This is a genomic window from Enterococcus sp. DIV0840 (assembly GCF_050527835.1).
Taxonomy (GTDB): domain Bacteria; phylum Bacillota; class Bacilli; order Lactobacillales; family Enterococcaceae; genus Enterococcus_L; species Enterococcus_L ureasiticus.
This window is the reverse complement of sequence record NZ_CP172876.1, coordinates 3,320,678-3,346,280: the sequence shown is the minus strand read 5'-3', so window position 1 is coordinate 3,346,280 and position 25,603 is coordinate 3,320,678. Positions and strand designations below refer to the sequence as shown.

General features: G+C 33.9%; 22 protein-coding genes and 2 pseudogenes. 18 read left to right on the top strand and 6 right to left on the bottom strand.

All coding sequences use genetic code 11. From position 1 onward, the window contains the following. Nucleotides 1-42: 42 nt before the first annotated feature. Nucleotides 43-354, bottom strand: a complete 312-nt coding sequence (locus IGL98_RS16015; protein WP_206913491.1) for a hypothetical protein — start codon at nucleotides 352-354, stop codon at nucleotides 43-45. A gap of 133 nt (nucleotides 355-487) precedes the next feature. On the opposite strand from IGL98_RS16015, the gene IGL98_RS16010 reads away from it, so the two are divergent. The 3 genes and pseudogenes from IGL98_RS16010 to IGL98_RS16000 all read left to right on the top strand — a co-directional run bounded on the left by IGL98_RS16010 (nucleotide 488) and on the right by IGL98_RS16000 (nucleotide 3,203). Then, the gene (locus tag IGL98_RS16010; protein ID WP_430605069.1) at nucleotides 488-559 is read left to right on the top strand and encodes an IS3 family transposase; all 72 of its coding nucleotides are present in this window, start codon (nucleotides 488-490) and stop codon (nucleotides 557-559) included. Beyond that, a pseudogene (locus IGL98_RS16005) lies at nucleotides 554-603 on the top strand (hypothetical protein); the annotation flags it as partial. The gene IGL98_RS16010 and the pseudogene IGL98_RS16005, both read left to right, overlap by 6 nt. Before the next feature lie 878 nt (nucleotides 604-1,481). Continuing rightward, nucleotides 1,482-3,203 (top strand): MucBP domain-containing protein, encoded by a 1,722-nt coding sequence (locus tag IGL98_RS16000; protein ID WP_206847159.1) that lies wholly within the window; start codon nucleotides 1,482-1,484, stop codon nucleotides 3,201-3,203. 336 nt (nucleotides 3,204-3,539) lie between these two features. Here the strand turns inward: IGL98_RS16000 and IGL98_RS15995 are convergent, their stop codons facing one another. Beyond that, nucleotides 3,540-3,662, bottom strand: coding sequence for a transposase (locus IGL98_RS15995; RefSeq protein ID WP_206913498.1), 123 nt, complete (start codon nucleotides 3,660-3,662; stop codon nucleotides 3,540-3,542). Between the two features lie 811 nt (nucleotides 3,663-4,473). Here IGL98_RS15995 and IGL98_RS15990 point away from each other — a divergent pair. Next, nucleotides 4,474-4,704, top strand: a complete 231-nt coding sequence (locus IGL98_RS15990; RefSeq protein WP_206847157.1) for a DUF1049 domain-containing protein — start codon at nucleotides 4,474-4,476, stop codon at nucleotides 4,702-4,704. Nucleotides 4,705-4,792: 88 nt separating this feature from the next. Further along, nucleotides 4,793-4,987 (top strand): CsbD family protein, encoded by a 195-nt coding sequence (locus tag IGL98_RS15985; protein ID WP_206847156.1) that lies wholly within the window; start codon nucleotides 4,793-4,795, stop codon nucleotides 4,985-4,987. Nucleotides 4,988-5,226: 239 nt separating this feature from the next. Here IGL98_RS15985 and IGL98_RS15980 read toward each other — a convergent pair whose 3' ends face one another. Beyond that, nucleotides 5,227-6,669, bottom strand: a complete 1,443-nt coding sequence (locus IGL98_RS15980; protein WP_206847153.1) for a helix-turn-helix domain-containing protein — start codon at nucleotides 6,667-6,669, stop codon at nucleotides 5,227-5,229. Nucleotides 6,670-6,980: 311 nt separating this feature from the next. Here IGL98_RS15980 and IGL98_RS15975 point away from each other — a divergent pair, with 311 nt between their 5' ends. From IGL98_RS15975 to IGL98_RS15915, 13 genes are all read left to right on the top strand, one after another. After that, entirely contained in the window at nucleotides 6,981-7,667 is a 687-nt protein-coding gene (locus IGL98_RS15975; protein ID WP_206847286.1) for a helix-turn-helix domain-containing protein, read from the top strand. Nucleotides 7,668-7,709: 42 nt separating this feature from the next. Then, nucleotides 7,710-8,378 carry a hypothetical protein gene (locus IGL98_RS15970; protein WP_206847287.1) on the top strand — a complete coding sequence of 223 codons (669 nt, stop codon included), beginning with the start codon at nucleotides 7,710-7,712 and terminating at the stop codon, nucleotides 8,376-8,378. A 26-nt stretch (nucleotides 8,379-8,404) separates the two neighbouring features. Further along, nucleotides 8,405-9,475, top strand: coding sequence for a DUF916 and DUF3324 domain-containing protein (locus IGL98_RS15965; protein ID WP_242590308.1), 1,071 nt, complete (start codon nucleotides 8,405-8,407; stop codon nucleotides 9,473-9,475). A gap of 24 nt (nucleotides 9,476-9,499) precedes the next feature. Continuing rightward, nucleotides 9,500-9,820: a hypothetical protein gene (locus IGL98_RS15960; RefSeq protein ID WP_206847288.1), complete on the top strand. Its 321-nt coding sequence runs from the start codon at nucleotides 9,500-9,502 to the stop codon at nucleotides 9,818-9,820. A 3-nt stretch (nucleotides 9,821-9,823) separates the two neighbouring features. Then, nucleotides 9,824-10,048 carry a hypothetical protein gene (locus IGL98_RS15955; protein ID WP_206847289.1) on the top strand — a complete coding sequence of 75 codons (225 nt, stop codon included), beginning with the start codon at nucleotides 9,824-9,826 and terminating at the stop codon, nucleotides 10,046-10,048. A 74-nt stretch (nucleotides 10,049-10,122) separates the two neighbouring features. Beyond that, nucleotides 10,123-10,824, top strand: a complete 702-nt coding sequence (locus IGL98_RS15950; RefSeq protein ID WP_206913255.1) for a WxL domain-containing protein — start codon at nucleotides 10,123-10,125, stop codon at nucleotides 10,822-10,824. Between the two features lie 117 nt (nucleotides 10,825-10,941). Then, the gene (locus IGL98_RS15945; RefSeq protein ID WP_206913243.1) at nucleotides 10,942-11,970 is read left to right on the top strand and encodes a DUF916 and DUF3324 domain-containing protein; all 1,029 of its coding nucleotides are present in this window, start codon (nucleotides 10,942-10,944) and stop codon (nucleotides 11,968-11,970) included. Between the two features lie 53 nt (nucleotides 11,971-12,023). Continuing rightward, on the top strand, nucleotides 12,024-15,275 hold the full coding sequence (locus IGL98_RS15940) for a hypothetical protein (RefSeq protein WP_339099505.1): 3,252 nt from the start codon (nucleotides 12,024-12,026) through the stop codon (nucleotides 15,273-15,275). A gap of 302 nt (nucleotides 15,276-15,577) precedes the next feature. Continuing rightward, the gene (locus tag IGL98_RS15935) at nucleotides 15,578-15,982 is read left to right on the top strand and encodes a MerR family transcriptional regulator (RefSeq protein ID WP_339099506.1); all 405 of its coding nucleotides are present in this window, start codon (nucleotides 15,578-15,580) and stop codon (nucleotides 15,980-15,982) included. A 212-nt stretch (nucleotides 15,983-16,194) separates the two neighbouring features. Continuing rightward, nucleotides 16,195-16,635: a GNAT family N-acetyltransferase gene (locus IGL98_RS15930; RefSeq protein WP_206841526.1), complete on the top strand. Its 441-nt coding sequence runs from the start codon at nucleotides 16,195-16,197 to the stop codon at nucleotides 16,633-16,635. A 94-nt stretch (nucleotides 16,636-16,729) separates the two neighbouring features. Further along, nucleotides 16,730-17,248 carry an isoprenylcysteine carboxylmethyltransferase family protein gene (locus IGL98_RS15925; RefSeq protein ID WP_206841528.1) on the top strand — a complete coding sequence of 173 codons (519 nt, stop codon included), beginning with the start codon at nucleotides 16,730-16,732 and terminating at the stop codon, nucleotides 17,246-17,248. A gap of 141 nt (nucleotides 17,249-17,389) precedes the next feature. Then, nucleotides 17,390-19,810: a WxL domain-containing protein gene (locus IGL98_RS15920; RefSeq protein WP_206841531.1), complete on the top strand. Its 2,421-nt coding sequence runs from the start codon at nucleotides 17,390-17,392 to the stop codon at nucleotides 19,808-19,810. Between the two features lie 484 nt (nucleotides 19,811-20,294). Beyond that, the gene (locus IGL98_RS15915; protein ID WP_206913021.1) at nucleotides 20,295-22,760 is read left to right on the top strand and encodes a heavy metal translocating P-type ATPase; all 2,466 of its coding nucleotides are present in this window, start codon (nucleotides 20,295-20,297) and stop codon (nucleotides 22,758-22,760) included. Nucleotides 22,761-22,879: 119 nt separating this feature from the next. Here the strand turns inward: IGL98_RS15915 and IGL98_RS15910 are convergent, their stop codons facing one another. From IGL98_RS15910 to IGL98_RS15900, 3 genes and pseudogenes are all read right to left on the bottom strand, one after another. Further along, nucleotides 22,880-23,551, bottom strand: coding sequence for an NAD(P)H-dependent oxidoreductase (locus IGL98_RS15910; RefSeq protein WP_206913019.1), 672 nt, complete (start codon nucleotides 23,549-23,551; stop codon nucleotides 22,880-22,882). A gap of 116 nt (nucleotides 23,552-23,667) precedes the next feature. Continuing rightward, the gene (locus IGL98_RS15905; RefSeq protein WP_206841543.1) at nucleotides 23,668-24,015 is read right to left on the bottom strand and encodes a winged helix-turn-helix transcriptional regulator; all 348 of its coding nucleotides are present in this window, start codon (nucleotides 24,013-24,015) and stop codon (nucleotides 23,668-23,670) included. Nucleotides 24,016-24,121: 106 nt separating this feature from the next. Beyond that, nucleotides 24,122-25,129 (bottom strand): annotated as a pseudogene (locus IGL98_RS15900) (serine hydrolase domain-containing protein). Between the last annotated feature and the right edge of the window lie 474 nt (nucleotides 25,130-25,603).

The window sequence follows — 25,603 nt, the reverse complement described above, 5'->3', positions numbered from 1 at the left end:
TTTGTTTAATGTCGGAAATTGTATCAGTGTTGGTTTAAGTCTTTATTTCGTTTCTTCATACTTTACATAGTAATCTTCTAATTGCAATTTGTTGACTTTTATACAAGTAAATATTTCTTTCAAAAAGACCGCATACTTTATTTCTAAATTAAAAATAAAAACTGAGTCTCGTGGATTTTCTTTTAAACAAGAGGCAAGTAAATTTTCCTCATTAGTGAAAAATAGCACCGAATAGTTATTCAGATTGCGACAGAGCTCACAAAAAGCTTGAACCTTTATAAATCTCATCACATTTATTGACATGACAACGACTAGTTCATTGCAGGTATTTTCTTTTTTTCTTCTGTTTGACATAGTAACCTCTCCTTCCACTATCCATTCTAATCAAGAGTGGCATTACCAAAATCAACAATACGTCAGACAATTGAAGCGAGCAAAGTTATACCAGAGTATGTCACGAAAAGGAAAGTGTTTGGACAATGCATAAATTGAAAATTTCTTTGGACTAATGAAACAAGAAATGTATTATGGTCGTCATTTTCTAGCTTTGAGGAATTAAAACAAGCCGATACAGATTACATTGATTATTACAATCATCATTGAATAAAAGCAAAATTGACTGGTATGAATCAGGTTCAATACCGAATCCATACCAGTCAAATGATAGATTCATCTACGTACAACTTTTAGGTCGCACATCATTTTTAAATACTCAACCCCGATTCGCAAACGTTCATTCTCACGCTCTAATTCTTTTTCACGAGATAGTTTACTTGTTTCATGTTGTTTTTTTTGGTTTATTCATTCTTTTTTTGTCTCCCTTTTTGATTAGACAGAGCAGTTTGACCACCAGCGATGTATTTCTTTTGCTAACAAGAAATCATCGACCCTTTAGGCAGCTCGAATTGTCTTACTGCTTCACCGAAAGAAGCACCTGTCGTTTCTATAAAGTGTAATACATCTCGCTTAAATTCACTAGTATATTTTGTCAGTGAACGGTGCCTTTTGAGCCCTTCTTTCCAAAAAAATTATAAGAGTGTTTCCAATTTTAAATTAAGGCATTTGACGGGAGTCCGTATTTTTTAGCCAGGGTACGTCTACCCAGTGGCCCTTGTAAATACTCTTTTAATAGCTTTAAATTTGAATTCCATCTCGTAATAACTCATAAAAAATAACCTCCAAAAATTGTATTTTTCACGTACAACTTTTTGGGGGCACATCATTTTGTCCCATACCCGTTATTTTGATTATACTTATCATAAAAAAAATATTTATCTTAATAAGTAGAGCATCCTCTTAAAAAAAAGAAATATAATTATAAAAGCTTGACTGATACATACTCTAATACTTTATTATAAAATTATATAGTGTTAAATGTATTAAATTTTTCAATGTATTTAGTTTGATAATGCCTTAAAATTATAGTATTCGCTATAAAGCGGAGAAGTGCTTTGAAATTAAACATTAAAGGAGTAAAGTAGATGCGAAGAAAGAATATTTTTTTAGTTTCAATGTTACTAGTAGGAATACATTACTGTACTATTAATGTAGAAGTCTGTGCTCAGGAAACGCTAGGAGAAAAGATTGTAAAAAATAAGGAAGAAGAGTTATTGGAACTTATACCTGAAAATGATGGAGAAGCAATTAAAGATTGTTTGCAAGACGATGAACAATTTTCAGAAGAAAGTAATAATAATCCAAATCATGAAGAAATGAATGTCGAAGTAATTTCTCCTATATATAGAGTTCATAATCAGGCATATGGACGGTTTGTAGAGAACGCTTTCCCCTATAGTAGCGACATGGGATTAGATGTACCAATCTATGACTATGGCCAGTCAGCTCAATATTTACCTAGAGTATATATCATTATACCAGATGGGACGAAACTTAGTGGAGGGTTAGATAGTTTGCAAATAGAACTGGATAAATATCTAATTGTAAACAAAAGTATAATGGGAGGGCAATTGATTGCTTCTCGATTAGCTAATGCTCAAAATGGGAGAGAAGTTTATCAAATTACACCAACAGAAGGTACCTATATAGGTGGAGAGTTACAAGATAGAAATTTACATTTAAAAGTCGAAGCACCCGGAAAAAAATCTGATATTGATAAAATAAGCATCAACGCAAATAAGACTGGTGAAGTAGCAGATTTCAATATTTTGTTCTTTGGTTATGATAAAAAAAATCTTAGTAATATCAATGGGTTAAATCCAATTTTAAATGCTGCTTCATGTGGGATTGTGGGAAGTGACGAGGAAGTTGCAACTAGCGTTTCAGCTAACTATCGCCAAGAAGTTTCTTTTTACATTCAAAAAATTAAAGATAGTTATAGTTTATGGAATCGAATAACTGGAAATTTCATTGCAGAAAAATCGATAGATGGTGATTTTGGAGACGTCTATAATAGAGATGGGTTTATCAATAGTATGGAGTTATGGGGACTGCAACCTAATGAATACGCACAAGAGACTTTAGCTATGGAAGTAGGAGATATTAATGGATTAGCAGTATTTTCTACTGAAGCTAGAAATCCCAAAGAAATAGTTGAAGGAAATAACTATTCTTTATTAGTAAATAAATATGCAGGAGATATTGAAATAAGATTCGTGGATCTTGAAGGTGAAAACATCGTGCCGAAGGAATTTATAAAAGGTTTTGTTGGTCAAGAATATGCAACACAAGCAAAAGAAGTTCCAGGATGGCTTTTAGAAACAGAATTACCTGAAAATCAGCATGGGGTATTTAGTGATGAAAGTGTGATTGTTACGTATAAATATGATCGTAAAAATGGGGAAGCAGTTACAGTTAGATATCTTGACGAAGAGAATAATGATTTAATAAATGAGGAAGTATTGCATGGGAAAGTTGGATTGGACTATATCACGAAGGCAAAGTCGATAGAAGGGTGGGAAATAAAGCAATCCCCTTTAAATGCTATTGGAAAATTTATGGAAGTTTCACAAGAGGTGATCTATGTATATACTGCTAAAACAACCTCACCACACAAAGAAAATAAAGAGAAGAATTCTGTAACAAAAGATACAAATCTAAATAAAGCAAAGCCTTCAGAAAAAAATAATGGGATATTGCCAAGGACAGGTGAACAGAATGCCAATCAATCCAAATTAATAGGTGTAAGCTTGATTTTTATTCTGGTATCAAGTATCTGTTTTTTCAAGAAATTAAAAGTAAGATAAAAAGAATATGCAAAAATAGGTTGGAACAGAAATAGTTGATAGAGTCCTCTTATTAGTAAACAGATTTTGGACTTTTTAAGAAAAAGTAAGAATTATTTGCCTAGAAAGGCATAGAGATAGACAACTTAAAACAAGGGGGGCGTATTATAATAGGTTTCTATATAGAAACCATGCTTTTTGCATTTAATCAATTGATGTTAAATTGGCTCTTTGTAAACTGATGATGGTGAAAAATCCAAAGAATTAAATTAATTCTTTGGATTCCTAGAAGAAATTTTCTCTGGTCTATTAGAGTAAGGCAATTCTAGCGAATTTTTAATTTCATTTTGGTTTTTCTTAAAAGTACCGACTGATGTGTTGCACGTTATGAAAGCGGTCAAGAATAATCTGAGCCATCGGAAATAACTTTTTGACGAGAGAAAAATGAGGCGCATACCTATCGCAAACAGTATACTTCACTGTTTTACGAATAGACAAAGAAAATTGTGGAAAATATAACACTCTAGAAAAAAGAAGCTGAAAGTTTTCAAAGACTTCAATTAACTGCTTTGCTTGACTGATTTTAATTTATTGAAACAAAGAACTTAAGATAAGGTGAGCCGATCGACAATGGAGAGCCTCACTTTAGTTGAAATCGAACAACATTTATCAGAAAGTATGGAACCAGAAGTTCGACAGAGCAGCACAAAAGCTCTCTTACAGCGAATAGGAGGACTTTTCGTAGATTACAGGATACAGAGCGACCAGCGCGTGGGTTATTAGGCAACTACTTTTAATTCTCATCTCAATTAGATAAGCAATAATCAACTAGTGTTGTCGCTAAAGCCGCAAAAAGTAGTTAGATAATCAATATAAGAATTTCATAAACTAGAGCAGTCATACCCTTTTTTGCAGTTGTCACATGTAATTTTAATATTATATCTCATTAAGAATTAGACTTAATAGTTAAAACGAATAACAGACATCTAAGGTGGCTAGAGAGAATTGTGAATAACACTGATCCGTATATACCTGTTTTTAGTATACTCAAAATAGACCAAACTTTTTTTAAAAAAGATGCTGGTGGACTATATTTAAAGTTAATAGTTATTTTTATAGGTTACTTTTATGACCAAGGATGTTCGAAATTTTTGAAATAGCAAGTCATGAGCAATAGACACCAAGATGAAATAAAATTATAGATGTTATTTTTTATTTCTGTAATAAAAAAGCATACAATTTGAACTACTAAAATCTCTTTGGTATTATGTGAATAGAAGGAGGTGTTTAAATGGACAATATCAAAAAAATAGTCACACCTAAACGTGTGATAGCCCTAATTGTTGTTATACTTATTATGTTGTTTGCGTTTCAGAATTTTCAAAACGTTGAACTATCACTTATATTTATTTCTGTAGAAATACCCTTGCTTATTTTGATTCTGAGTCTTTATATATTAGGTATCATCACTGGTTGGGCAATTAAAAGAAATGACGTTAAAAAGATTGTCAATGATGTATAAAAAGAAACAACCGAAGAGATATCTGATTTACAAAATCAACTTAAAAGTAAGTGATTGAATCTTAATTAATAAAATTGGAGGAATTAACATGTCAGATAAAGGAACGATGGATCAAGTTAAAGGGAAAACGAAAGAAGTAGCTGGAGATGTTTCTGGAGACAACAAACAAAAAGCAGAGGGTTTTTTAGATCAAACAGTTGGTAAAGTAAAAGAAGTAGCCAGTGATGCGAAAGAAAAAATGGACTCTACTGTTAAAGACATTAAAGACAAGTTAGATAACTAGGCTTAATAATTTAGAAGAATTGAATAAAAAAAGTACAAAAGAGTCTGGGGTAGGATACGCCCCGGACTCTTTTTTAGGAGCCATTTTTCTAATCTAATTTTTAATCTTGTATTGGACATTAAAAAGAGGGCCCCTTTTTACAAGGAAACCCATTTCTTAACTTCTGGAATGCAATAATAGATACGATAGACATAAATAGCTAGTTTTCAACTAAATTCTTTTACATAAGAAAAATCCTTTTAACTATGTGGAATCGGCCAGTTTATTTTTAATAGATGACGTTGAATCGCCTTTCCAAGCTCTTCCCAATTAGTTTTGGAATTAATATCAGTGAAAAAGAAGAGCTCTTTATCTGTTACATCTGCTGAGATAACATTGGTAATGATTAAGTCCGATTCTTGTGGATTATCTGTAAATAGGAGCACTTCGTTGCTATAACTGTGCTTTAAGATATTTTCGATAAACACTCGAATACTAGAATATTCTAATAAGTCGACATGTATTTTAAGCGGAATTAGCAAATTTAAATATGAATAAGTTAATTCTGAAAGCTCATCAATATATTGATCAGTAGATAAAGGAGGCAAAATACCTTTTAACTGAACCATGCTAATTGCCGAAATCTGATCAATGAATTTATTTTTGCTTCTCTTTATTTCAATAATATTTTTATACTTCCAGCATTTAAAATAGCGATAGACGATAAATCGTGCATAGTATTCCCACATCAATAAATACATAGTGTCTTTTGAACAGCCAAACTCTTTTTTGAGTGATTGAATAAACGATTTAAAAAGAGTGGCCGTCCCAGAATCGTTTTGCCATAATTCTTCACCAATTTTTTTTTTCTCATCAGTTGTAATAATATCAGGAGCAACATAAACCAGCCATAACAACATACAAGAAGATTCGTTATTGTCAAATGAAGACAGTGCGTAAGTGGGGCATATTCGCTTAATTAGACTGACGAAATCTGATTCTTCTTGACGAAGTTCAGCTACATACATTAATTGTTGTTGTCTCAATATGAAAATTTTTTCTACTATAGTAATAAGTTGATTTGTTGTAGGAGCATACTTGCTACTATTAACAAAACTGATGGATGGGTGTGCAGCAGTTAGTTTGAGTTTAGAACTCATCGTATTAAAAACTAAAGAAAAAATGTAATAGGCAATACAACGAATCTCTGATTCATCACCGATAAGCGAAACTTTATAAGCTTGAATGTCTATCTGAACATCAACAGCCCAACTTTTTAATAGCATAGATAGATTTTTTATTAATTTATAAAGATAGGATTGACTAACACCGAGTTTTTCCACTAGATCATATACAGAGATAGATTTAGATTTATATAATAAGATAAATAGTTGGAAAGAGATAGAATTTTCGTAATAAGTGAGTTGCAACGTTTTGTATACTTTCAAATAAACTTTAGATTTAAAGTTGTTTCCAAATTTTAGTGTATTTCCAATGAGAGAAATATCTAAAGAACGATCTACACTAGTAATGTCTTCAAGTAATTCTATCACTAAATTTCTTGCAGTCCTTTGAGAGGTGTTATATAAGTCAATTAGATCATCTAAGTTGACAGATCCGTTTTCCAATAAATAATTCAATAAATGAAGTTTCGTAACCTCTTTTTTTGTAATAAAAGGATTCTTACTCTTGAGTAGTATCATATTTACTCCTTTCTGTATTCTTTTTTCAAAAAATAAAAAATTATAAAATTCAAATTGCAAATATTTTTTTTATATGTGAATCAATATAAGCTCTATATTCGGCGGTTTGAAGGGATAGACAGATAATAGTCTTTTTTTTTTACAAAAATATACAGTAATAAAATAATGAATATCAAATAAATAATGCATAATAAATTCAAGGGAACTATATTTATAGTGGGAAAATATAGTTTAAACATATGTATATCATACAATTAAGTTATAAAGTTGTTCAACTATTTTGCCTAAAAAATTAATGGAGGGGAAATTGTATGACAAATAGATTAGGTGTGATCGAAATCAACAATTATGATGAAAAGAAGTCGTTTGTCAATGAAATTGTTGAGAATTACGAACATGAATTAGTAACAATTAAAAATGAAAATCAATTAGAGGAAATTGATGGATTGATCATTTCTACAAATAAAATGGAGGACTACATTGAAGTTTGTCACTGGTTGGTAGTACTGCGCGATAGAAAACCATTATTCGTTTGGATTATTTCCAAAGAATATGACGATGATATGAAAAAACTTTACTCTAAATTAGCGACAAATTCAATTGTTGAAGTTGTTAAATCTGACATTGATAATCAATACCTACTGATTCAAATAAAAAAAGCAATTGATTTTCAAACAAAAATACTAACTTATAAAAGAGACAAACCTCAAGAAAATATTTTTAGTTTGGATAGTCAAAACTTGAAATGTGTTGTTGGTGACAATGAGATACATCTAACAAGAACGGAATTCAAACTGTTTACTATTTTATACGACAATATAGGTGATGCTGTCAGCTATAAAAGATTAATAGAGATTATTTGGCCTGATGCTGATGAAATGAATTATAAATATAGACTTGCAAATGTAGTTTTTCAACTAAGAAAAAAACTAAGCAGACAAACATATTTAGAGCTTCAAATCGTTAGAACAAGAGGCTACCTATTGAGCTACAAATAGTTTGATTAAATTAATCTGAAAACTAACTACATGAAGGAATGGATGGTACATCAAGTGAACTTTATCAAAGAGAAATTCAGAAAAAATAAATTCTATTTTTTGAATCTATTATTTATAACAATTGCATGGTCAGCATATTTTCTTCTGTTTTCTAATTTTTACAAAGAAGCCGCTTTTTACACAGACAAAAATGCAAATATTATCCTACAAGTACTTTTTCTAACTACCTATCATTTAGATGAAATATTGTTGTATCTTGCGCTAGCATTTGTACTGTTAACAATTCATCAATTGATCGTGTTGTACTTTTTTATAAAAGAACAGAAAAATCTAGACGTGAAAAATAAAAACCAACTAATTATAGTGGGCTATTTACTCCTATTAGTTAGTTGTGTGATTGGACTATTATACAACCTATTGTGGCCATTGTTTTTGCTTGTGGTTATTTTTTCCGGCACAGCTGTTTATACAATACATGCAATAACGAAATATCTGTATGAAGATGATCAAAATATGTATTTACACAACGAAAATATAAAAATGGAAGGTCCGTTTGCAACAGAAGAAGAAGTACAGAACTTTATAAATGAATTTAATAAATACTGGGAAAGTTATTTTTATAAAAAAGGATTCGAAATACATAGTAAAGTTGAGCTGGATGACAGTAATGGCTATTTTGTTTATTTATATGCAATCAGTAAACAAAATTAACAAAATATGGACAAGGAGATAGATTATTGGAAAAGAAAATTAGACTATTATTTATAACAATCGCTTGTTTTATCACTACCCTCATTGGATGTGAGACAGCATTGGCTGTACCAGAAGACAATAATCTAGGTTATGTCGTACAATTAGTCCAACCTAAAAGTCAAATTGACCCGAATCAAAGTTATTTTTATGTTCAAACTGAACCTGGAGTAGAACAAGAATTAGAAGTAAGAATTAAAAGTACAAAGAAAGAAAGTGTCAAAATTAAAATAAGTGCAGCAGATGCATTTACTGGAGACAATGGAACAATTGAATACACAGCTGATAAAAAAAAGTTAGATGAATCGCTAAAAAATCCTATTAGTTCATTAATTAAAATCGATACTCCTGAGATTACCATAGGTAATTATGAAGAAAAAAAAGTGACGGTTCGTTTGAATCCATCTGAAGAACATTATAAAGGGATAAAAATGGGTGCTTTAGTTTTCAAATTAGATCTGGGCGAGCAAAGCTCTGGAGTTGCGACAGAATTTTCTTATAGAACTGGTTTTCTTATGTCAGAATCTGGAGATGAATTCACTGATGGACAAACCTTAGAAATGACCTCAGTGAAAGCTTCAATAAAACGCGGGAAAAAAATGGTACTAGCAAGCTTGAGAAATCCAGAACCGAAAGTATTAGAAGATATGGATATCACTGCAACAATGGTGAAACAAGGCACAGATGATGTGGTGAAACAAAAAACGGTTCAGAATTATTCAATGGCGCCAAATAGTCATTTTGATTTTGAAATGGATTGGGGAATTGATAGTCTTCCATCTGGTACTTATACACTGAAATTAGATGCGAAAAATGCAAATAAAGAATGGCATTTAAGTGAAAATTTTACTATCACGAATAAAGAAGCAAAAGAAATGAACGAACAGAGTGCGTTCAAAATCGTTACACCAACATGGATCAAGGTAATGAGTATTACCATGGCTATTTTGACTGTGATGCTAGCGATTATCATAATAGTTAGACGTAAAAAATGGGAAAAACTTTGGAAAAAAATGCGCTTAAAAAAGAAAAAGAAAAAGAAAAAGAAAAAAATATAGTTTGCTAAATGAGGAGAATTATATATGGGAAAAAAAAGTGTATTTTTAGTTAAGATAATCATGATTCAAGTATTACTGTTTCTTATTTTGTGCTCTAATAGTCTGTTTGTTCAAGCAGAAAAAACAGATGCAGGTATCGGTTTTGAAGAATCAAAAGTTGTGGACCCTGTAACACCACCTGCGGAGATAAAACCTGTTGGTCCCGACCGAGACAAGCAATTGCCTCATTTAGGTCAGATGGTCACGTCCATTATTCTATTGTTGATAGGTTTAGGAATGTTAGTAATATTTATTGGGGTTCTTTCGTTGAAAAAATTATGCTACACGACTCTAAAGGAGGTATAAACAGTGAGAGATTATTTCTGGGTATTCGTATTGTCTGGAATATCAGTTACAGCACTACTATTTTTTATTACGACGTTGTCTAGAGATGCATTCTTAAGCAGACGTCTTAAATTAAACAAAAGTTACTTAATCTTAAATTTTAGTTTCATCATAATCTCACTAGGAAGTTTATCATTGATTATCTATTTGTTTATTCTATTAAAAGAACAAATCGGATTAATTGCATGATCGTTGATTTAGTGAACGGTTTAAATCAGTAATTGTCTCCATTCTAGTTGACAGCTTGAGAAGGAGATAAAATTTTGAAAAAACTAATTTTAACAACACTTTTAGCATCATCAGCTTTGATGGTTTTCGCTAAACCAGCAAATGCTGAGGAAGTAAGTAAAGATAGTACAGACGTAGGAATTCGTTTTGATACTGATGGACCTGTTAAACCTGGACCTGGACCGTATAAAGACAACTTAGCGCTAATTTGGACACCATCTAGATTTGATTTTGGTAAACAAAAAGCGACAGCAAACATTGCAACTTTCAGTAATAAAGTTGTAGGAGACCAATATCTTGTAGTCAATGATGATAGAGCATCAGAAGCTGAAAAAACAACAAGTGCTTGGAAATTATCTGCGACGATGTCTGAATTAGTATCTAAAGATTCAACTAAAGCTGAATTACCAGCTAAATTGACATTTTCTCTAGGCGATATTGAATCGTACGATATTGGTGATGTGGATGAAGAAACAAATGATTACTATCCTAACCCAATTGAAGGTAACCTAGGTAAATTACCAGAAGGTAGTGATACTAAGCTAAACAAAGCCGTTTCTTTAGAAGCTGGAAATACAACTGCTGTTGAGCTTATGGGGAAAACAAAAGCTAACGCTGTCGTAGATGGTTTTGCCACAAAATTATCTGATACAAAATTAGTCGTTACAACTGGTACTGGCGCTGAGGGTAAAAACTTCAGTGGTCAAGTTAACTGGAGCTTAGATAACACATACTAAAATTAAAGTATCTAAATTAAAAATTAAAAGATAAAGTTGTTTCTGGATGGGAATGACAGTTACTGATTTAAGCTGTTCACTAAAAATAAGTAAAAAAACAAGAAAAGAGGCATACCATTGAAAGGACTAAAATTAGCTTGTTTAAGTATTATTCTACTCCTTTTTTTTCCTCTTAAAACGTATGCACAAGAGGAAAATAATCAGTTAATGAGCGGTTTTTCCTATGAAGTGGTGCAGCCGGCTAATCAGCTGAATAAGAATGTAGGATACTATGATCTGTTAATGCAAAAAGGACAAAAGCAAAAAGTGGAACTAATTTTGCATAATACAAATCAAAAAGCACTCGATGTATCCATAAAATTGAACAGTGCTAAAACCAATGGCAATGGTGTTATAGATTACGGACCAAACGATTTAAAAGAAGATGTGTCACTAAAACATAAGTTTACAGATATTGTTAAAGCACCTGAAAGAGTCACTGTTCCAGCAAGAAGTGATAAGAAAGTTGTAATTGAGATAGCAATGCCTGAAGATACGGTTGAAGGTCTAATTGCAGGTGGTATACAACTGCAGATCATAGATGAAAAAGATGAAAAAAAAGCAACAGAAAAAGAAGTCGTACAAAATAAATTCGCTTATCTGATAGGCTTTTTATTGAGTGAGTCAGATACCCAAACGATTAAACCAGAGCTCAAATTTAATAGAGCGTATGCAAAAGTCTATGATGGACAGTATACACTTTTTTTAAACTATTCTAATACCCGCCCGATTTATGTGGAAAATATGGGGGTAGAAATCAAAGTATTTAAAAAAAATTCAAACAAAGAATTGTTTCAAATGAAAAAAAACGATTTAAGAATGGCCCCCAATTCAATGATCGATTTCCCTATCTCTTTGGCAGATAAAAACTTTGTTAAAGGGGAATATACATTAAAAGCGGATGTCAAACTAGCGACTGGTGAAAATTGGAAGTGGGAGAAAAATTTCAAAGTAACACAAGATGATTTATCGACACTGGCTGTCCAGAAAAAACAAATGAGACCTGAAAGTTCGAATTCATGGTATAAGTGGGTGTTTAGTGGTATTTTTATCTTATTTTTAATTACAACTCCAGTAGCATTTTTTATAATAAAACGGAGAAAGTAGCGTTATTTAAATTTTGTAAATACGAAAATAATAATTTTATAAGGGGTGGCAACTTGAAGAATATACGACAAACACGTAATAAGTCTATAATGGCTATTGTAGCATTACTATTTACCGTTTTAGCATTTTATGCGATCAAGGCACCAACAAAAATAAAAGCGGATGAAGAAACTAAAGATAGTGCTATTCATGCTTTAACTAAAGAAACAGAGCGGAAAAAAACAAAAGTTGAGACTAGCGAAACTGTTAATTCTGCTGAAGTGCCAAAGGACACATCAATTAAGGGCAATGACGCTAGCCAATTTTCTTTTTATACGGCTAACGTTGACTCAGACCAGCCATTTGGTGCCACTGCAATTCCTCAGGTAATTCGCGTTGGGGAGACCTTTACAAAAAAACCAGAAGAATTATTAAAAGATATCCTGTTGCCGGGAGGGCATACAGCTTCGTATTCATATGTTGGGGGGCAGCTACCATACATAGATACTACTGGTCCAAATTCGTTAATTCTTAAAATCAATATGGTGGATAATAACGAACCAGAGAATAAATTAGTCATTAAAGTACCATTAATAATACTAAACTCATATGAGAATCCAAACAGTAGCATGACTGCACAAGAGCCAGACCATATAATTAGGATTGATTACTCCGATTATAGTGCTAAAGTTTCTAATACAAAGGAGTTGAAAGCGTATATACTTGAAAAATCAGGATTGGTTGCTTGGAATGGACAAAATGGTAAGTCACTAGAAATGGACTTGAACGCACCTGTTCCCGCCATATTACCAAGTGAAAATCCAACTATGGGTGTTACGTACACATTGGATTTTTCTCTTAGTGGGAGTCCTAATATCTTGAATAGACCTGTTAGAATATCTTTTAGAGATGAGGTAAACCCAATTGAGGAAAAACTAGAAAAGGAGTTCTCTTCAGGATATACTGATATTCCTTACGGTAGTAACTCAGCTTTTTTGGTGACTGGTCAGAACGGTTCAAAAATTGGGATGCTATATCGTGGTTGGAGTCCTAAGTGGGGTAATCCTAAAGGTGGGGAAATTGGCTATAGTTCTAGAGATAAATCTAATGATGTTTTATTTGATCTAGAGGGAGTAACTTCTTATACCCCTTATATAGATGGGAAGAAACAAACTGAGCTCACTAAAATAGGTAATTCGGAATTTGCTAATGTCAGGTTTTTGAAAAAAGATAATAGGTTACGTCAGATAGTAATTGACCAAAAAAAACAGGTTATATATGTACTAGATGCCTATGTGCAAAAAAATGGTTCTTTCATAGAAGAGTTTTCCATATATAATACGTCGGCTAATAAACAAACATTTGGTTTATTATCAGCAAATGACCCTTATTACATAAATGGTGGCTCCTTCACCTATTTATACGGTAACAGTTCTGGTTTTTATATGCTTATACGTTCTCAGAATCAGAATCCTGATCGTCGTTTTTACCTGAAAGTTAAAAATAGTCGTGGCCAATTTTTAGGAGACCAATCTATGTGGGTTGTCGGCAAGGAGCTTGAAGGGAATCTCAATTTATCGCCACCCAAATTTGGAGGTATTTTCAGAGACATTAACTTTTTTAATGATGATTTTTCTAGACCTGGTTTTGAAAATAAATTCTATGCTGACGGCACTGAAGTCATGCATTGGGGTGGTGGAAATACGGGTGATATAAGACAAAAATATCAGGTAGGTGTCAAACACAGACCGATAGAGTCAGGTGAGAAACTCAGATATAAAGTAGAATATGGGTTAGGTGAAATCCCCCCTTACATTTTAATAGACACGGATCCAAAAGAATACAATGTTTATAATGATTATGATAAAGATTCTGACTTTAGCTACGAGTTAAGTCAAATTCCGGAAGTTGGTAATACTGGAACGGTTACGTTTACTTTTCCTGATGAGACAACAAAACAAGTGACTTATAAAGCGGATAAAGATAAAAAAAGCAAAGGAGACTTCACGGTTCCTAGAAAGACATTACCTAACGTATTGAATGACTCTCCTGGGACAATAAAAAGTTATTACACGGATATCTATGCAGAAAATGATACTCTGGGTATTACGTCGGAGGAAAATACAGCGGCGATCAATGTCTATCGTGTAGGTGCAAAGCCCATCCCACAAATTATTCAAAAAGGCAAACCATTTACTAAAAAACCGCAAGAAATAATCAGGGATCCGATTATTTTGCCAGGAAATACAGCTGTGTATGAATACGAAGGCGAACTGCCGGATACATCCACCTTGGGGCTAAAAAGCGTCCTCGTCCGTATGACAGACAAAGAAAGACCGGATGAAACAGCACTCATCAAAGTACCCGTCCAAGTTGTGGAAGGCCCGCCACCAACCAGCGGACTATTTTTAATAGCAAATGATTATTCGAGTCCAGTACAAGAACTACAAGGGATTACAGAAGATCAAGTAAATGAACTTATATTAAAGAATTCAGAAGCTATTGCGTGGGACGTTGGCACAGGATCAACAGAAGACATCCAAATGTCCGTGACAGATACAACATTGAAACCAAATGCCCAAGTTGGCACATACAAAGCAAGCATAAAAGCGGTCAAAGGAACACTCACTGCTAAAAAGGATATTACGATTAACATAATAGATAAACAAACAGTTAAGGTAGAATTTTTAGATGAAGCAGGTGAGCCGATGCATGAACCTGTGTCATTGCTGAGAACGGTTGGAACAAAAATTGATCTGACGAAAGAAGAAGAAGTTCAAGCGGCAATCAACGAGATTCAAAAGGAACGCTACCAAATTTATGAAAGACCTGAAAACGAGACTGCATTGGTCGTTCCGAATCAGGATACAACGGTTACCTATCGATTTGAAGGGACATTATTTGTCAGCTCCTATCCGAACTATATGAATTTTGGTGTGAAAATACTACAAGCTAGTACGCCGTTCATCAGAGTAGAAAAGGCAAGATATGACAGACCACTAAAAATTTGGGATAACCGTAAAGGGACGAAACCTTGGACACTGATGGCAACGTTAGAAAAACCGTTGACGAGTCAAGAGGATGAAAGTAAAAATCTCCCAGAAGCTATTCGCTATAAGAAAAATAACTCGACGACTGTAGTTTTGAGGACAGGAACTGCGGAAACGATTGAAACGAAAAAAATAAAAGAACCTGGTGATGTAAACATCAGTGAAGAATGGGACTCTGGAAAGTCAGGATTACAATTGGAAGTCCCCGTAGGCAAGGTTGTTCAGGTCGGAAAATATCAGGCAACTATTTTATGGCAACTAGCAGAAACACCTTAACATCAGTTATATTGATGAAAATAAAAGAAGTAGCGGCACTAAGGCTTTAGGGTGATCACCAAGTACTATCACTTAAAGCAACAAAGCAAGTTGTTGAATTAGCTAAATTTACACCATTTAACTTATTCTAATACTTTTTATTTTAAAATGAACTAACCATTTTTTCTGAATTACCTCCAAAAATCCAACTTTTTTAAGTGGTAATTCAGAAAATTATACATAGTTAAATCCACATCAATAGGTTACATAACTAAGCATCTAGAAATTGGAAACGATGAAGAGAGGCTAAGGAGGTAAATCAATTGAAAACATACACAATAAAAGAAGTCTCAGAGATAATGGGGATTTCACCTTATACATTACGTTTTTATGATAAAAAGGGATTATTTCCTTTTATAAAAAGAAATAGCCAAAATATTAGAGAATTTAGTGAGGATGATTTAGAGCTGGTATACATAATAATGTGTTTAAGAGCGACAGGGTTATCTGTTAGTAAAATGCAGTATTACATAGAATTATTTTGTCAAGGGGATAATACCTTAAAAAAACGCTTAGATTTATTGATAGAGCAACGGCATACAATAAAAAAACAGTTAGTAGAACTTAATCAAAAAAGTGAAATGTTAGAGTATACGATTGCAGTATATCAAGGGATAATCGAGAGGAAAGAGGATAGTTTGCACAGTCCAATTTCTGAAAAAATATAAAGAAATCAGAAAGTGATGCGCTTTAATTTTTTATCATGCAAGCAATTTTGATTTTTAAGACCTGAATAAGAAGTGAAAGTAATTGATACTGCTGATTTTCTTGAGTTTCAATGAGTAAGAATTATTTAAAGAGAATAAATCAGAAGACGTATACTTGCTTTATAAGTATATTTATAAATTTGATGAACTAAAAAAATAATTAGGAGGTAACTATGAAATTTCAAAGCCAAAGGAGTCAAGAAATAAAAGAACTATTAGAAAAAAAAATTGTCAAACACAATGACAAATTTGTTTCTAAAGAAACGAAGAATGCACCTACAGGTGAAGTTTGCTATGTGAATAAAGATGAGGAAGGTGCGATTCAAGCAGGTCTTTCTATGCAATGGTACTGGGGAATTATGCATATTGATTATTTATGGGTCAATGAATCATTAAGAGGCAAACGGATAGGAGAACAATTATTGAAATTGGCAGAAGAAAAAGCGATCGCCTTGGGATGTACAGTCATTCATTTAGAAACCTATAGCTTTCAAGCGCCAAACTATTATAAGAAATTCTCTTATCAAGTATTTGGAACATTAGAAAATACACCGGAAGACGGAATTTCATTATTTTATTTGAGAAAAAATTTACAAACAAATCTGGATGACTGATCTATCAAGGCGCATAATCACTATTGCTGAACAATATCAGGTGAACAAAAATCTATATAATTAAAGAGTAACAAATAGGAAAGGATGTCAGAAAATGAGCGGAAAATTATATGTTGTATTTATTTTACTTGTTTTATTTAGACTGTTAGCTCTTTATATATCTAAAGAAAACGAAAAAAAATTGCTTGCTAGTGGTGCTGTAGAATATGGAAAAACGACATCTAAATATTTAGCGATTCTACACACGATGATTTATTTCTCATCATTTTTTGAAGGAATTATTACTCATGTGAAATCAGACATGTTAAGTTTTGTTGGGATTATAATGATGATGATATCGTACAGTGTGTTATTGTTTGTCATCAAAACATTAAATCGTTATTGGACAGTAAAACTAATATTTGAAGAAAATCACAAAATTAACAGCACTTGGATATTTAAAAAAATCAAACATCCTAATTATTTCTTTAATATCATTCCTGAATTGATTGGCATCACTTTTATATTCCATGCATGGGTGACATTTGCGATAGGATGTATTCCTTATGGTGTTTGTTTATATTTAAGAATCAGGCAAGAAAATAGCTTGCTTACTAGATATAATGGGTCGTAAAGTATGACGAAAAATACTACTGTTTTATAATGTTTATTTGCTATTAAATGTGATATTCTTTCTCATCGTATTGTCGAAAAAAGAGAGTGTACTTTAACTTGAAGTGAAAATTTATAAATAGATTGGAGTGGATTTAAGAGTATGTTTAAGAACATTAAAAACTACTTAGTAATCGTTTGCTTTAGTATAGTGTTGGTTGGTTTTTACCAATTAGATAAGTCTGATGCTTCTGAACTAATTGAACAAGATAGCAGTGCAAGTTTTTCTAGTGAAACTGCCACAACGCAAACCGAAGCTATTGCCTCTACGGAGAGTAATGAAGAAATCAATTCTAGTAGTGCATCAGAAGAAGTTGACTCAGGTCTAGAAGAAATCAATTCTAGTAGTACATCAGAAGAAGTTGACTCAGGTCTAAATGGGTCATCATCAGATCAGTCGTCTGATTTTACAACGAGTATTGAAAAAACAGATTCAGTTATCAGACGTAACTTAATACAAAATGCAACATTTGTTAGAAAACCTAATGAGGAAATAAGCAATTGGAAGACTACTCGAGCATCATATGGTTTGAATTACCATAAGGAATTATATGGTCTTTCAAGAAATAGCAACTGGGATGGAGAGTGGTATGAGTCTACTGGATACAAGTATGTTTGGTTCTCCGCCTTTGAAACTTTTCCTGGGTTGGGTATGTTAGCTCTTAAAGATTATTATGGGGATGGTCCAGGAGTAGCTGTTGTGGCTTCTCAAACAATTAAAACAGAAGCTGGGCAGAAATATAGAGTTTCAGCAAGCTTTAATACACTTGTAACTAATCGTATAAAAATTTCTAGCCCGGAAGCTCGAATGACAGTATATAATGGGACAGCTTTTGCAGGAGGAGGCGCACTCGTGAACGTGAGTCAACAACTTCCAAGCGGAAACCAAGTTATAAAACTCCAACAGGACTTTATAGCTAAAAGTGAAATAACGACAATTGGATTAAGAATGATGTACAACAGTTTGGAAGACGATGTTGGAATGATTGTTAAAGACCCCTTTGTGTTAGAACACATGAAAGTAGAAACAACTCCAACGGATTTTAATGTCTATTCGAATTACAATGAAGATGTAAAGGGAAGCTATCTTATTAAAAACATACCTGCTCAGGAAGATACGGGCACTATCACCTATACATTTCCAGATAAAAGTCAAAGTGTACAAAAATATACCGCAGATAGTAAGAGAGAGTATAGAGGCACGTACAGTATTCCTAGATCAAGTTTACCTGATAACTTAAAAACTGAAACAGGCTCAATTAAGTCTTATCTAACGGATGTTTTAGCAATAAACGAACATGAAGGCTTGCCTTCTGAGGAATATAAAATTCCAATCAATGTATACAATATAGGTGCAAAAGCAATCCCGCAACTGATAAAAAAAGGGACAAATTTTACAAAAAAACCGCAAGATATTGTCAGGGATGAAGTAATCCTTCCAGGTAATACAGCGAGCTATGAATACGATAGTGAATTACCAGATACATCGACTGTTGGTTTAAAGAGTGTGTTGGTTCGCATGACAGATAAAAATCAACCGGAACAAACAACGGTGATTAAAGTTCCTGTACAAGTTGTTGACGATCCTCCGACCAGCGGATTATATCTTGCTGCAAATGACTTTGTAAGAGATTGTCGAGAGGTTGCGAATAGTTCAGAAGTTGAACTTGAGCAATTTATTTTAAAAAATTCAGAAGCTGTTGGATGGGATATAGCTTCTGGCTCAACCGATGATATTTCATTAACTGTTTCTGCAACAACGTTAAAGCCTAATGCAAAGCCTGGGAAGTACAAGGCGACAATTAAAGCTACAAAAGGTAGCGTTACAAAAGAAAAAGATATTACGATAACACTGATACAAAAGCAATACATTGATATTGTTTTTCTAGACGAAACAGGAGAAGAACTAGATGAGTCAGTTTCTCTATTTGGAGAGGTCGGCTCGACTATTGATTTGACAAAAGAAGCAGAAGTCCAAAATGTCATTACAGAGATAACGGATAAAAACTATCAAGTTACTGCAAGACCAGAAAATGAAATGGCATTTATCGTACCCGAGGACAGAATAACGTTAGAATATCATTTTAAAGGAATACTATTTATTTCTTCACATCCAAATTCACTGAATTTTGGAACAAAATTGGTACAGGGGAGCATACCATTTATTCAAGTAGAACAGGCGAGATACGATGTACCTCTCGTCATTTGGGATAATCGTAAAAGTCCAAATAAATGGTCGTTATCAGCGACTTTAGCAAAGCCGTTAACTAGTGTCGAAAATCCGCAGATTGTCTTATCAGATGCGATTCGATACAAAAAAAATGAAGAGAACACTGTGGTACTTAACAAAGGAAACAAAGAAATAATTGACTCACAAAAAATTAGAAATGCTGATGAATATAATGTTAGTAAAGGATGGGATTCTGGAAAATCTGGTCTGCAATTAAAGGTACCCACAAGGAGTGTTGTTCAAAAAGGGAAATATAAAGCGACAATTCTATGGCAACTTGAAGAAGTGCCATAATCAATGAACGAACAACTTAGATAACTAACTTTAATAAAATCATCAATAAACGGCATGAGGTATCCTAAATTTCCTTATGCGGTTTATTGATGATTTTTTTTGTATTTAGCAGTCAAAGAATAAATAAAAAGCGACTATTACTTATTTCTAAAGGAACTATTTTTTCTCAGCAGCAGTTATTCGGTTTTAGAATGTGAAGCAAACTAGACCTTACTTTTATAGGCAATCCTGAACAGTTAGTTCCGCTTTGCTGGCGCTTATACCATCTTTTTCTCTAGTCTAGGAAGGCTTATATTAGCATGAGTTTACAAAGTAAAGAGGCTAATCGTTTCAACATGTTGAATAAACATATTTATGATTATTATGAGCTATTTAGGTTGACAATTTAAATAGCATATCCTAATATAAAGAAGGGATAAATCGATTACGCTTGTAGTCTTTTCGTTCAGAAATAAAAGCTAGCAAACAAAGGAGCTGGAAAAAAATGCAAGCAAAAACATTCGATATAGAAGGTATGACCTGTGCATCATGTGCGCAAACAGTAGAAAAAGCCACCGCAAAACTAACCGGCGTGTCAAAAGCCACTGTCAATCTAGCAACAGAAAAGCTAAATGTTGAATACGATGAAAGTAAGTTATCAGAAAGTGATATTCAAAAAGCTGTATCAGATGCAGGGTATGAAGCGTTAAGCAATGTACAACAAAAAACATTTGATATAGAAGGTATGACGTGTGCATCATGTGCGCAAACAATCGAAAAAGCGACAAGCAAATTAACAGGTGTATCAAAAGCCTCTGTCAATTTGGCAACAGAAAAAATGGTCGTTGATTTTGATCCATCGGTAATAAACGTTTCTGATATTACCAAAACAGTTTCAGATGCTGGTTATGGCGCAGTTGAACAAGTTGATTCAGCAGATACGGTAGACAAAGACCGCGAGAAAAAACAAAAGCATATCAAAGACATGTGGCAACGTTTTTGGCTGTCAGCCGTATTTACGGTTCCATTATTATATATCGCAATGGGTCATATGGTTGGTTTACCTTTGCCCACATTCTTAGATCCAATGATGCATGCTGAAACATTTGCGATGGTTCAATTGGTTTTAACGATTCCAGTATTGTATTTAGGTAGAAGTTTCTTTACAGTTGGGTTTAAAGCGTTATTCAAGGGTCATCCTAATATGGATTCTTTAGTTGCCCTAGGAACGAGTGCGGCCGTTGCCTATAGTTTATATGGGACGATAATGATTTTTGCAGGGGATCCACAATTTACGATGGCACTTTACTATGAGTCAGCAGGTGTAATCTTAACTCTGATCACATTGGGTAAATACTTCGAAGCTGTTTCAAAAGGAAAAACGTCAGAAGCAATCAAAAAATTGATGGGCTTAGCGCCAAAAAATGCCCGTGTTTTCCGTAATGGGCAAGAAATGGAAATTCCAGTTGATAGCGTTCAATTAGAAGATATTATTGTTGTTCGTCCTGGTGAAAAAATTCCAGTCGATGGTGTGGTGATCGAAGGATCATCTGCAATCGACGAATCAATGCTAACAGGTGAAAGTATGCCCGTTGAGAAAAAAATTGGGGATAATGTCATCGGTGCAAGTATCAACAAAAACGGTAGTTTCCGCTTTAAAGCAACTAAAGTTGGTAAAGATACGGCACTATCTCAAATCATTAAACTTGTAGAAGATGCCCAAGGCTCAAAAGCACCGATCGCAAAAATGGCGGATAAAATTTCCGGTGTCTTTGTACCGATCGTAATGGTTTTAGCTGTTTTAGCTGGTCTTGCTTGGTACTTTTTAGGTCAAGAATCTTGGGTCTTTGCTTTAACGATCACTATCTCCGTTTTAGTCATTGCGTGTCCATGTGCTTTAGGTTTAGCAACACCGACAGCCATTATGGTTGGAACAGGAAAAGGCGCTGAAAATGGCGTATTGATCAAAAGTGGTGATGCACTTGAAACGACACATAAAATCCAAACGATCGTTTTTGATAAAACAGGAACCATCACAGAAGGAAAACCAAAAGTTACGGATATTGTTACTGCAAATGATCTGACACAAGATGAGTTACTCCGTTTAGCGGCGTCCGCTGAAAAAGGCTCAGAGCATCCGCTTGGTGAAGCCACTGTTAATGGAGCACAGGAGAAGAATCTGAATTTGGCAGAGACAGAAGACTTTGTGGCAATTCCAGGTCATGGGATCGAAGTAACGATCGAAGAGAGTCGTTTATTATTAGGAAATAAAAAATTGATGGATGACCGCAACATTTCTTTAGGAAATTTAGGCGCTATGTCAGATCAATTAGCAGAGCAAGGAAAAACACCGATGTATATTGCAAAAGATGGCAGCATTGCTGGAATTATCGCAGTTGCGGATACAATCAAGCCAAACAGTATTCCAGCAATCAAAAAACTACATCAAATGGGCATCGAAGTGGCGATGATCACAGGGGATAACAAACGAACAGCCCAAGCAATCGCGAAACAAGTAGGAATCGATCGTGTCTTAAGTGAGGTCTTACCAGAAGATAAAGCAAACGAGGTAATGAAACTTCAAAAAGAAGGCAAGAAAGTTGCCATGGTCGGAGATGGAATCAATGATGCACCAGCGTTATCGCAAGCAGATATCGGGATCGCGATTGGTTCTGGGACAGACGTTGCTATGGAATCAGCGGATATCGTATTGATGCGCAGTGATTTGATGGATGTACCGACAGCCGTAGAGTTGAGTAAAGCCACAATCAAGAATATCAAAGAAAACTTATTCTGGGCATTTGCTTATAATACGTTAGGAATTCCAGTTGCGATGGGTGTCTTGTATCTATTCGGTGGGCCGTTGCTGAATCCAATGATTGCAGGAGCTGCGATGAGTTTTAGTTCAGTGTCTGTATTGTTGAATGCGTTGAGATTGAAAGGGTTTAAGCCTTCAGTGTTGAAGAAATAAATAGATAAACTTAAGATAAAAAAATCGACTAATTTCTTAGTGAGCAGTAAAAAATACTGTTTCTAAGGTGAGTAGTCGATTTTTTTGCTGTTCAAGTAAAGATGTGGAAACGAGTTTTTTTATTCGACAGCTGTCAGAATTTCATTAGTAGTTTGACGTTTTTTCAGTGGTATTTCTTTTGTACGATAACCTAATCCAAGCATATAAGAAACACCAAATTCACTAGTATCTAAAAGTCCTTTTTTACTCAAATAAGTTTCTACTTCAATGCGATTAAATCCTTCAATCGGACAACTTTCGATTTCTAGTAAGGCTGCTGTTGTCATCATATTAGCTAATGCGATATATGTTTGTTTAGAAGCCCAATCGAACAAGGAACGTTCACTATTTAAGTCAAAATCTTTTACCTGAAATTGTTTGAACATTTGAGTTTGTGGAGCGTCTGGCGAGAATGGTAGGCCAAATACATCTTCTACCATATGTTTTACATGTGCGCTTTCGGCTGTAACATTTTTACGTGCCAAGGCTATGATAAAATGACTTGCTCCATTTAAACTGTTGACAGCGCCCCAAGAAAATTCTTTCAAGTCTTCTTTTACTTGAGTATTTTCTATTAGTAAAAACGACCAAGGCTCGTATCCAAATGAGCTTGGAGATAGACGTGCGGTTTCTAAAATGGTTTCCCAATCTTCTGTTGAAATTTTTTTAGTTGAATCAAAAGCTTTTGTAGCATGGCGGTGTTCAAAAGCTGTTAAAATTTCTTTTCGTTTGTCTTCATTCGTTTTATTCATTTCATCTTCCTGCCTTTACCTAATAGTTTATTGCACTAAGCAACAAGTGACTTTAGTGTAAAGGAAGAAATGATCAGTGTAAATCGGGGTAATTTTTTATACCACTATTTAAATGATTATTGTGTATTTAATTGATGCAAATTAAATGAATTGCCCCAAGCATACATCGATTCAATGACAGGGGCCAGTGTTCTTCCGTAATCAGTTACTGAATAGCTTACAGCTATAGGCTTTTCCTGTAAGACTGTCCGACTGATTAGTCCATCCGATTCTAAATCCTTTAATTGTAAAGACAACATTCTTTTGGTAATTCCAGGTACAAAACGTTGTAATTCACTGTAACGATAAGCACCTTCAAAGATCAAATGGTACAACAACACGCTTTTCCATTTACCTGAAATTAGCTGTAAAGTTGATTCTACCGAACAGCCATCTAAACAATTATGAATTTTTCGTTTTGCCATTGAATTACCCCCTAGTCTTTATTTTGTTGAAACTGTCAGTGATAGATTATGTATTATAATAGCATAATCAATATTTTTATATGATGTATATTGTCTTGCAATAGATTCAATCCTTTGAGGAATCATCCTTTTTAGCCAAACAAGCAGAAAGATCTTTATGCATCGCCCAAACATTTTGCCCTAAATTGCTCATAATAGTAATCGTAAGATTTAAGGATCGATCATAAGAAGAGATAAACGAAATACCAGGATCTTGCCCTTGCATATAGGGAAAAGGTTGTTCATTGTTTTGAGCGATCCAAAAGCCATAGCCGTAATAATCAGAAGCTTGTATCGTTTGCATCAAATTTACCGCATGTGTAGAAATGATCTTTCCACTAAACAATGTTGGCCAAAAACGTTCAAGGTCTTTTAAAGTAGTGAAACAACCGCCAGCACCAGTTCCTTTGACGTCTATACTGTAAATGTTGCTGTAATATTCCTTTGATTCTTTATCGTAAATATAAGCATTCGCAACATTAGCGGGCAGCCGATCTAAAGCGAAGTAACCAGTCGAAGTCATACCAGCTGGGTCAAAAATGGCGTGCTTCAAATAGCAATCAAAATCTTGGCGTGTAAGTTATTCGATGATTGCTACTAAAAGAACGTACCCTGTATTGTTATATTGAAATTTTCCCCCAGGAACATCCATCATTTTTTTATCAATAAACAGTGGCAAAAGATCGCTATTTTTGCGTATTTTATAATTAGGGAAATCTTCCCATAATTCAGCATAGTCAGTAAGTTCTTCTTCATCAAAATAATCCCCGACCCCAGAGGTATGATTTAGTAGCTGATGTACCGTGACATTAGGATCGATATTAGGCATTTTCTTTGAGAGAATTTGGTCGATCGGTTGATCGATCCCGATTTTCTTTTCTTCGATCAGTTTCATGATGGCGACTGCAATGAAGGCTTTGCCGCCGGATGCTGTACCGAAAATCGTATCAACAGTATTTTCTATTTTGTTAGGAAGATCTCGATATCCGAAAGCCTCGAATAATAATGATTCATCATTTGATGTGATATTAACAAAACCACTGAAGTCTGCTGGGATAGATTGTTTCAAGTTCATGAGCGAAGCTCCTTTATAAGAATGTTTATTTGCTTGTTATGTATTTAGGATAAGTTTATCATTAATTGGCTGAAAGATGTTTTATTTTTTTACTTTTAGAAATAGTTTGACTTGAGAGGAAAGTTAAACGCTTGAGTTAGGTTGCGTTTGAAATTGAAAACAGAGTAGGACTTGTGCTACTATGAGGAAGATGGGAAATGGCCATATAAATAAATGAAAAGGAAGTGATCAGCAGATGAATACCTATAAATTAATATTGATTATGCTCCCGCCGCTTCCCGGAGATAGATGTTTTTTTTCAACCCTTTAATTTAATGAACTGGGGAAGTGGGCTAGTGCTGCGCTCTGCTTCGAGCTCGACAATTCCTAAGAGATAAAGCTCTAAGGATTGAAGGCTTCGGAAAAAAGATAAAAGTTGAATGAGGCAAAAAGCACCTCAGGCAATTTTTCCTATTTTTCAGTCAGAGCTGGACG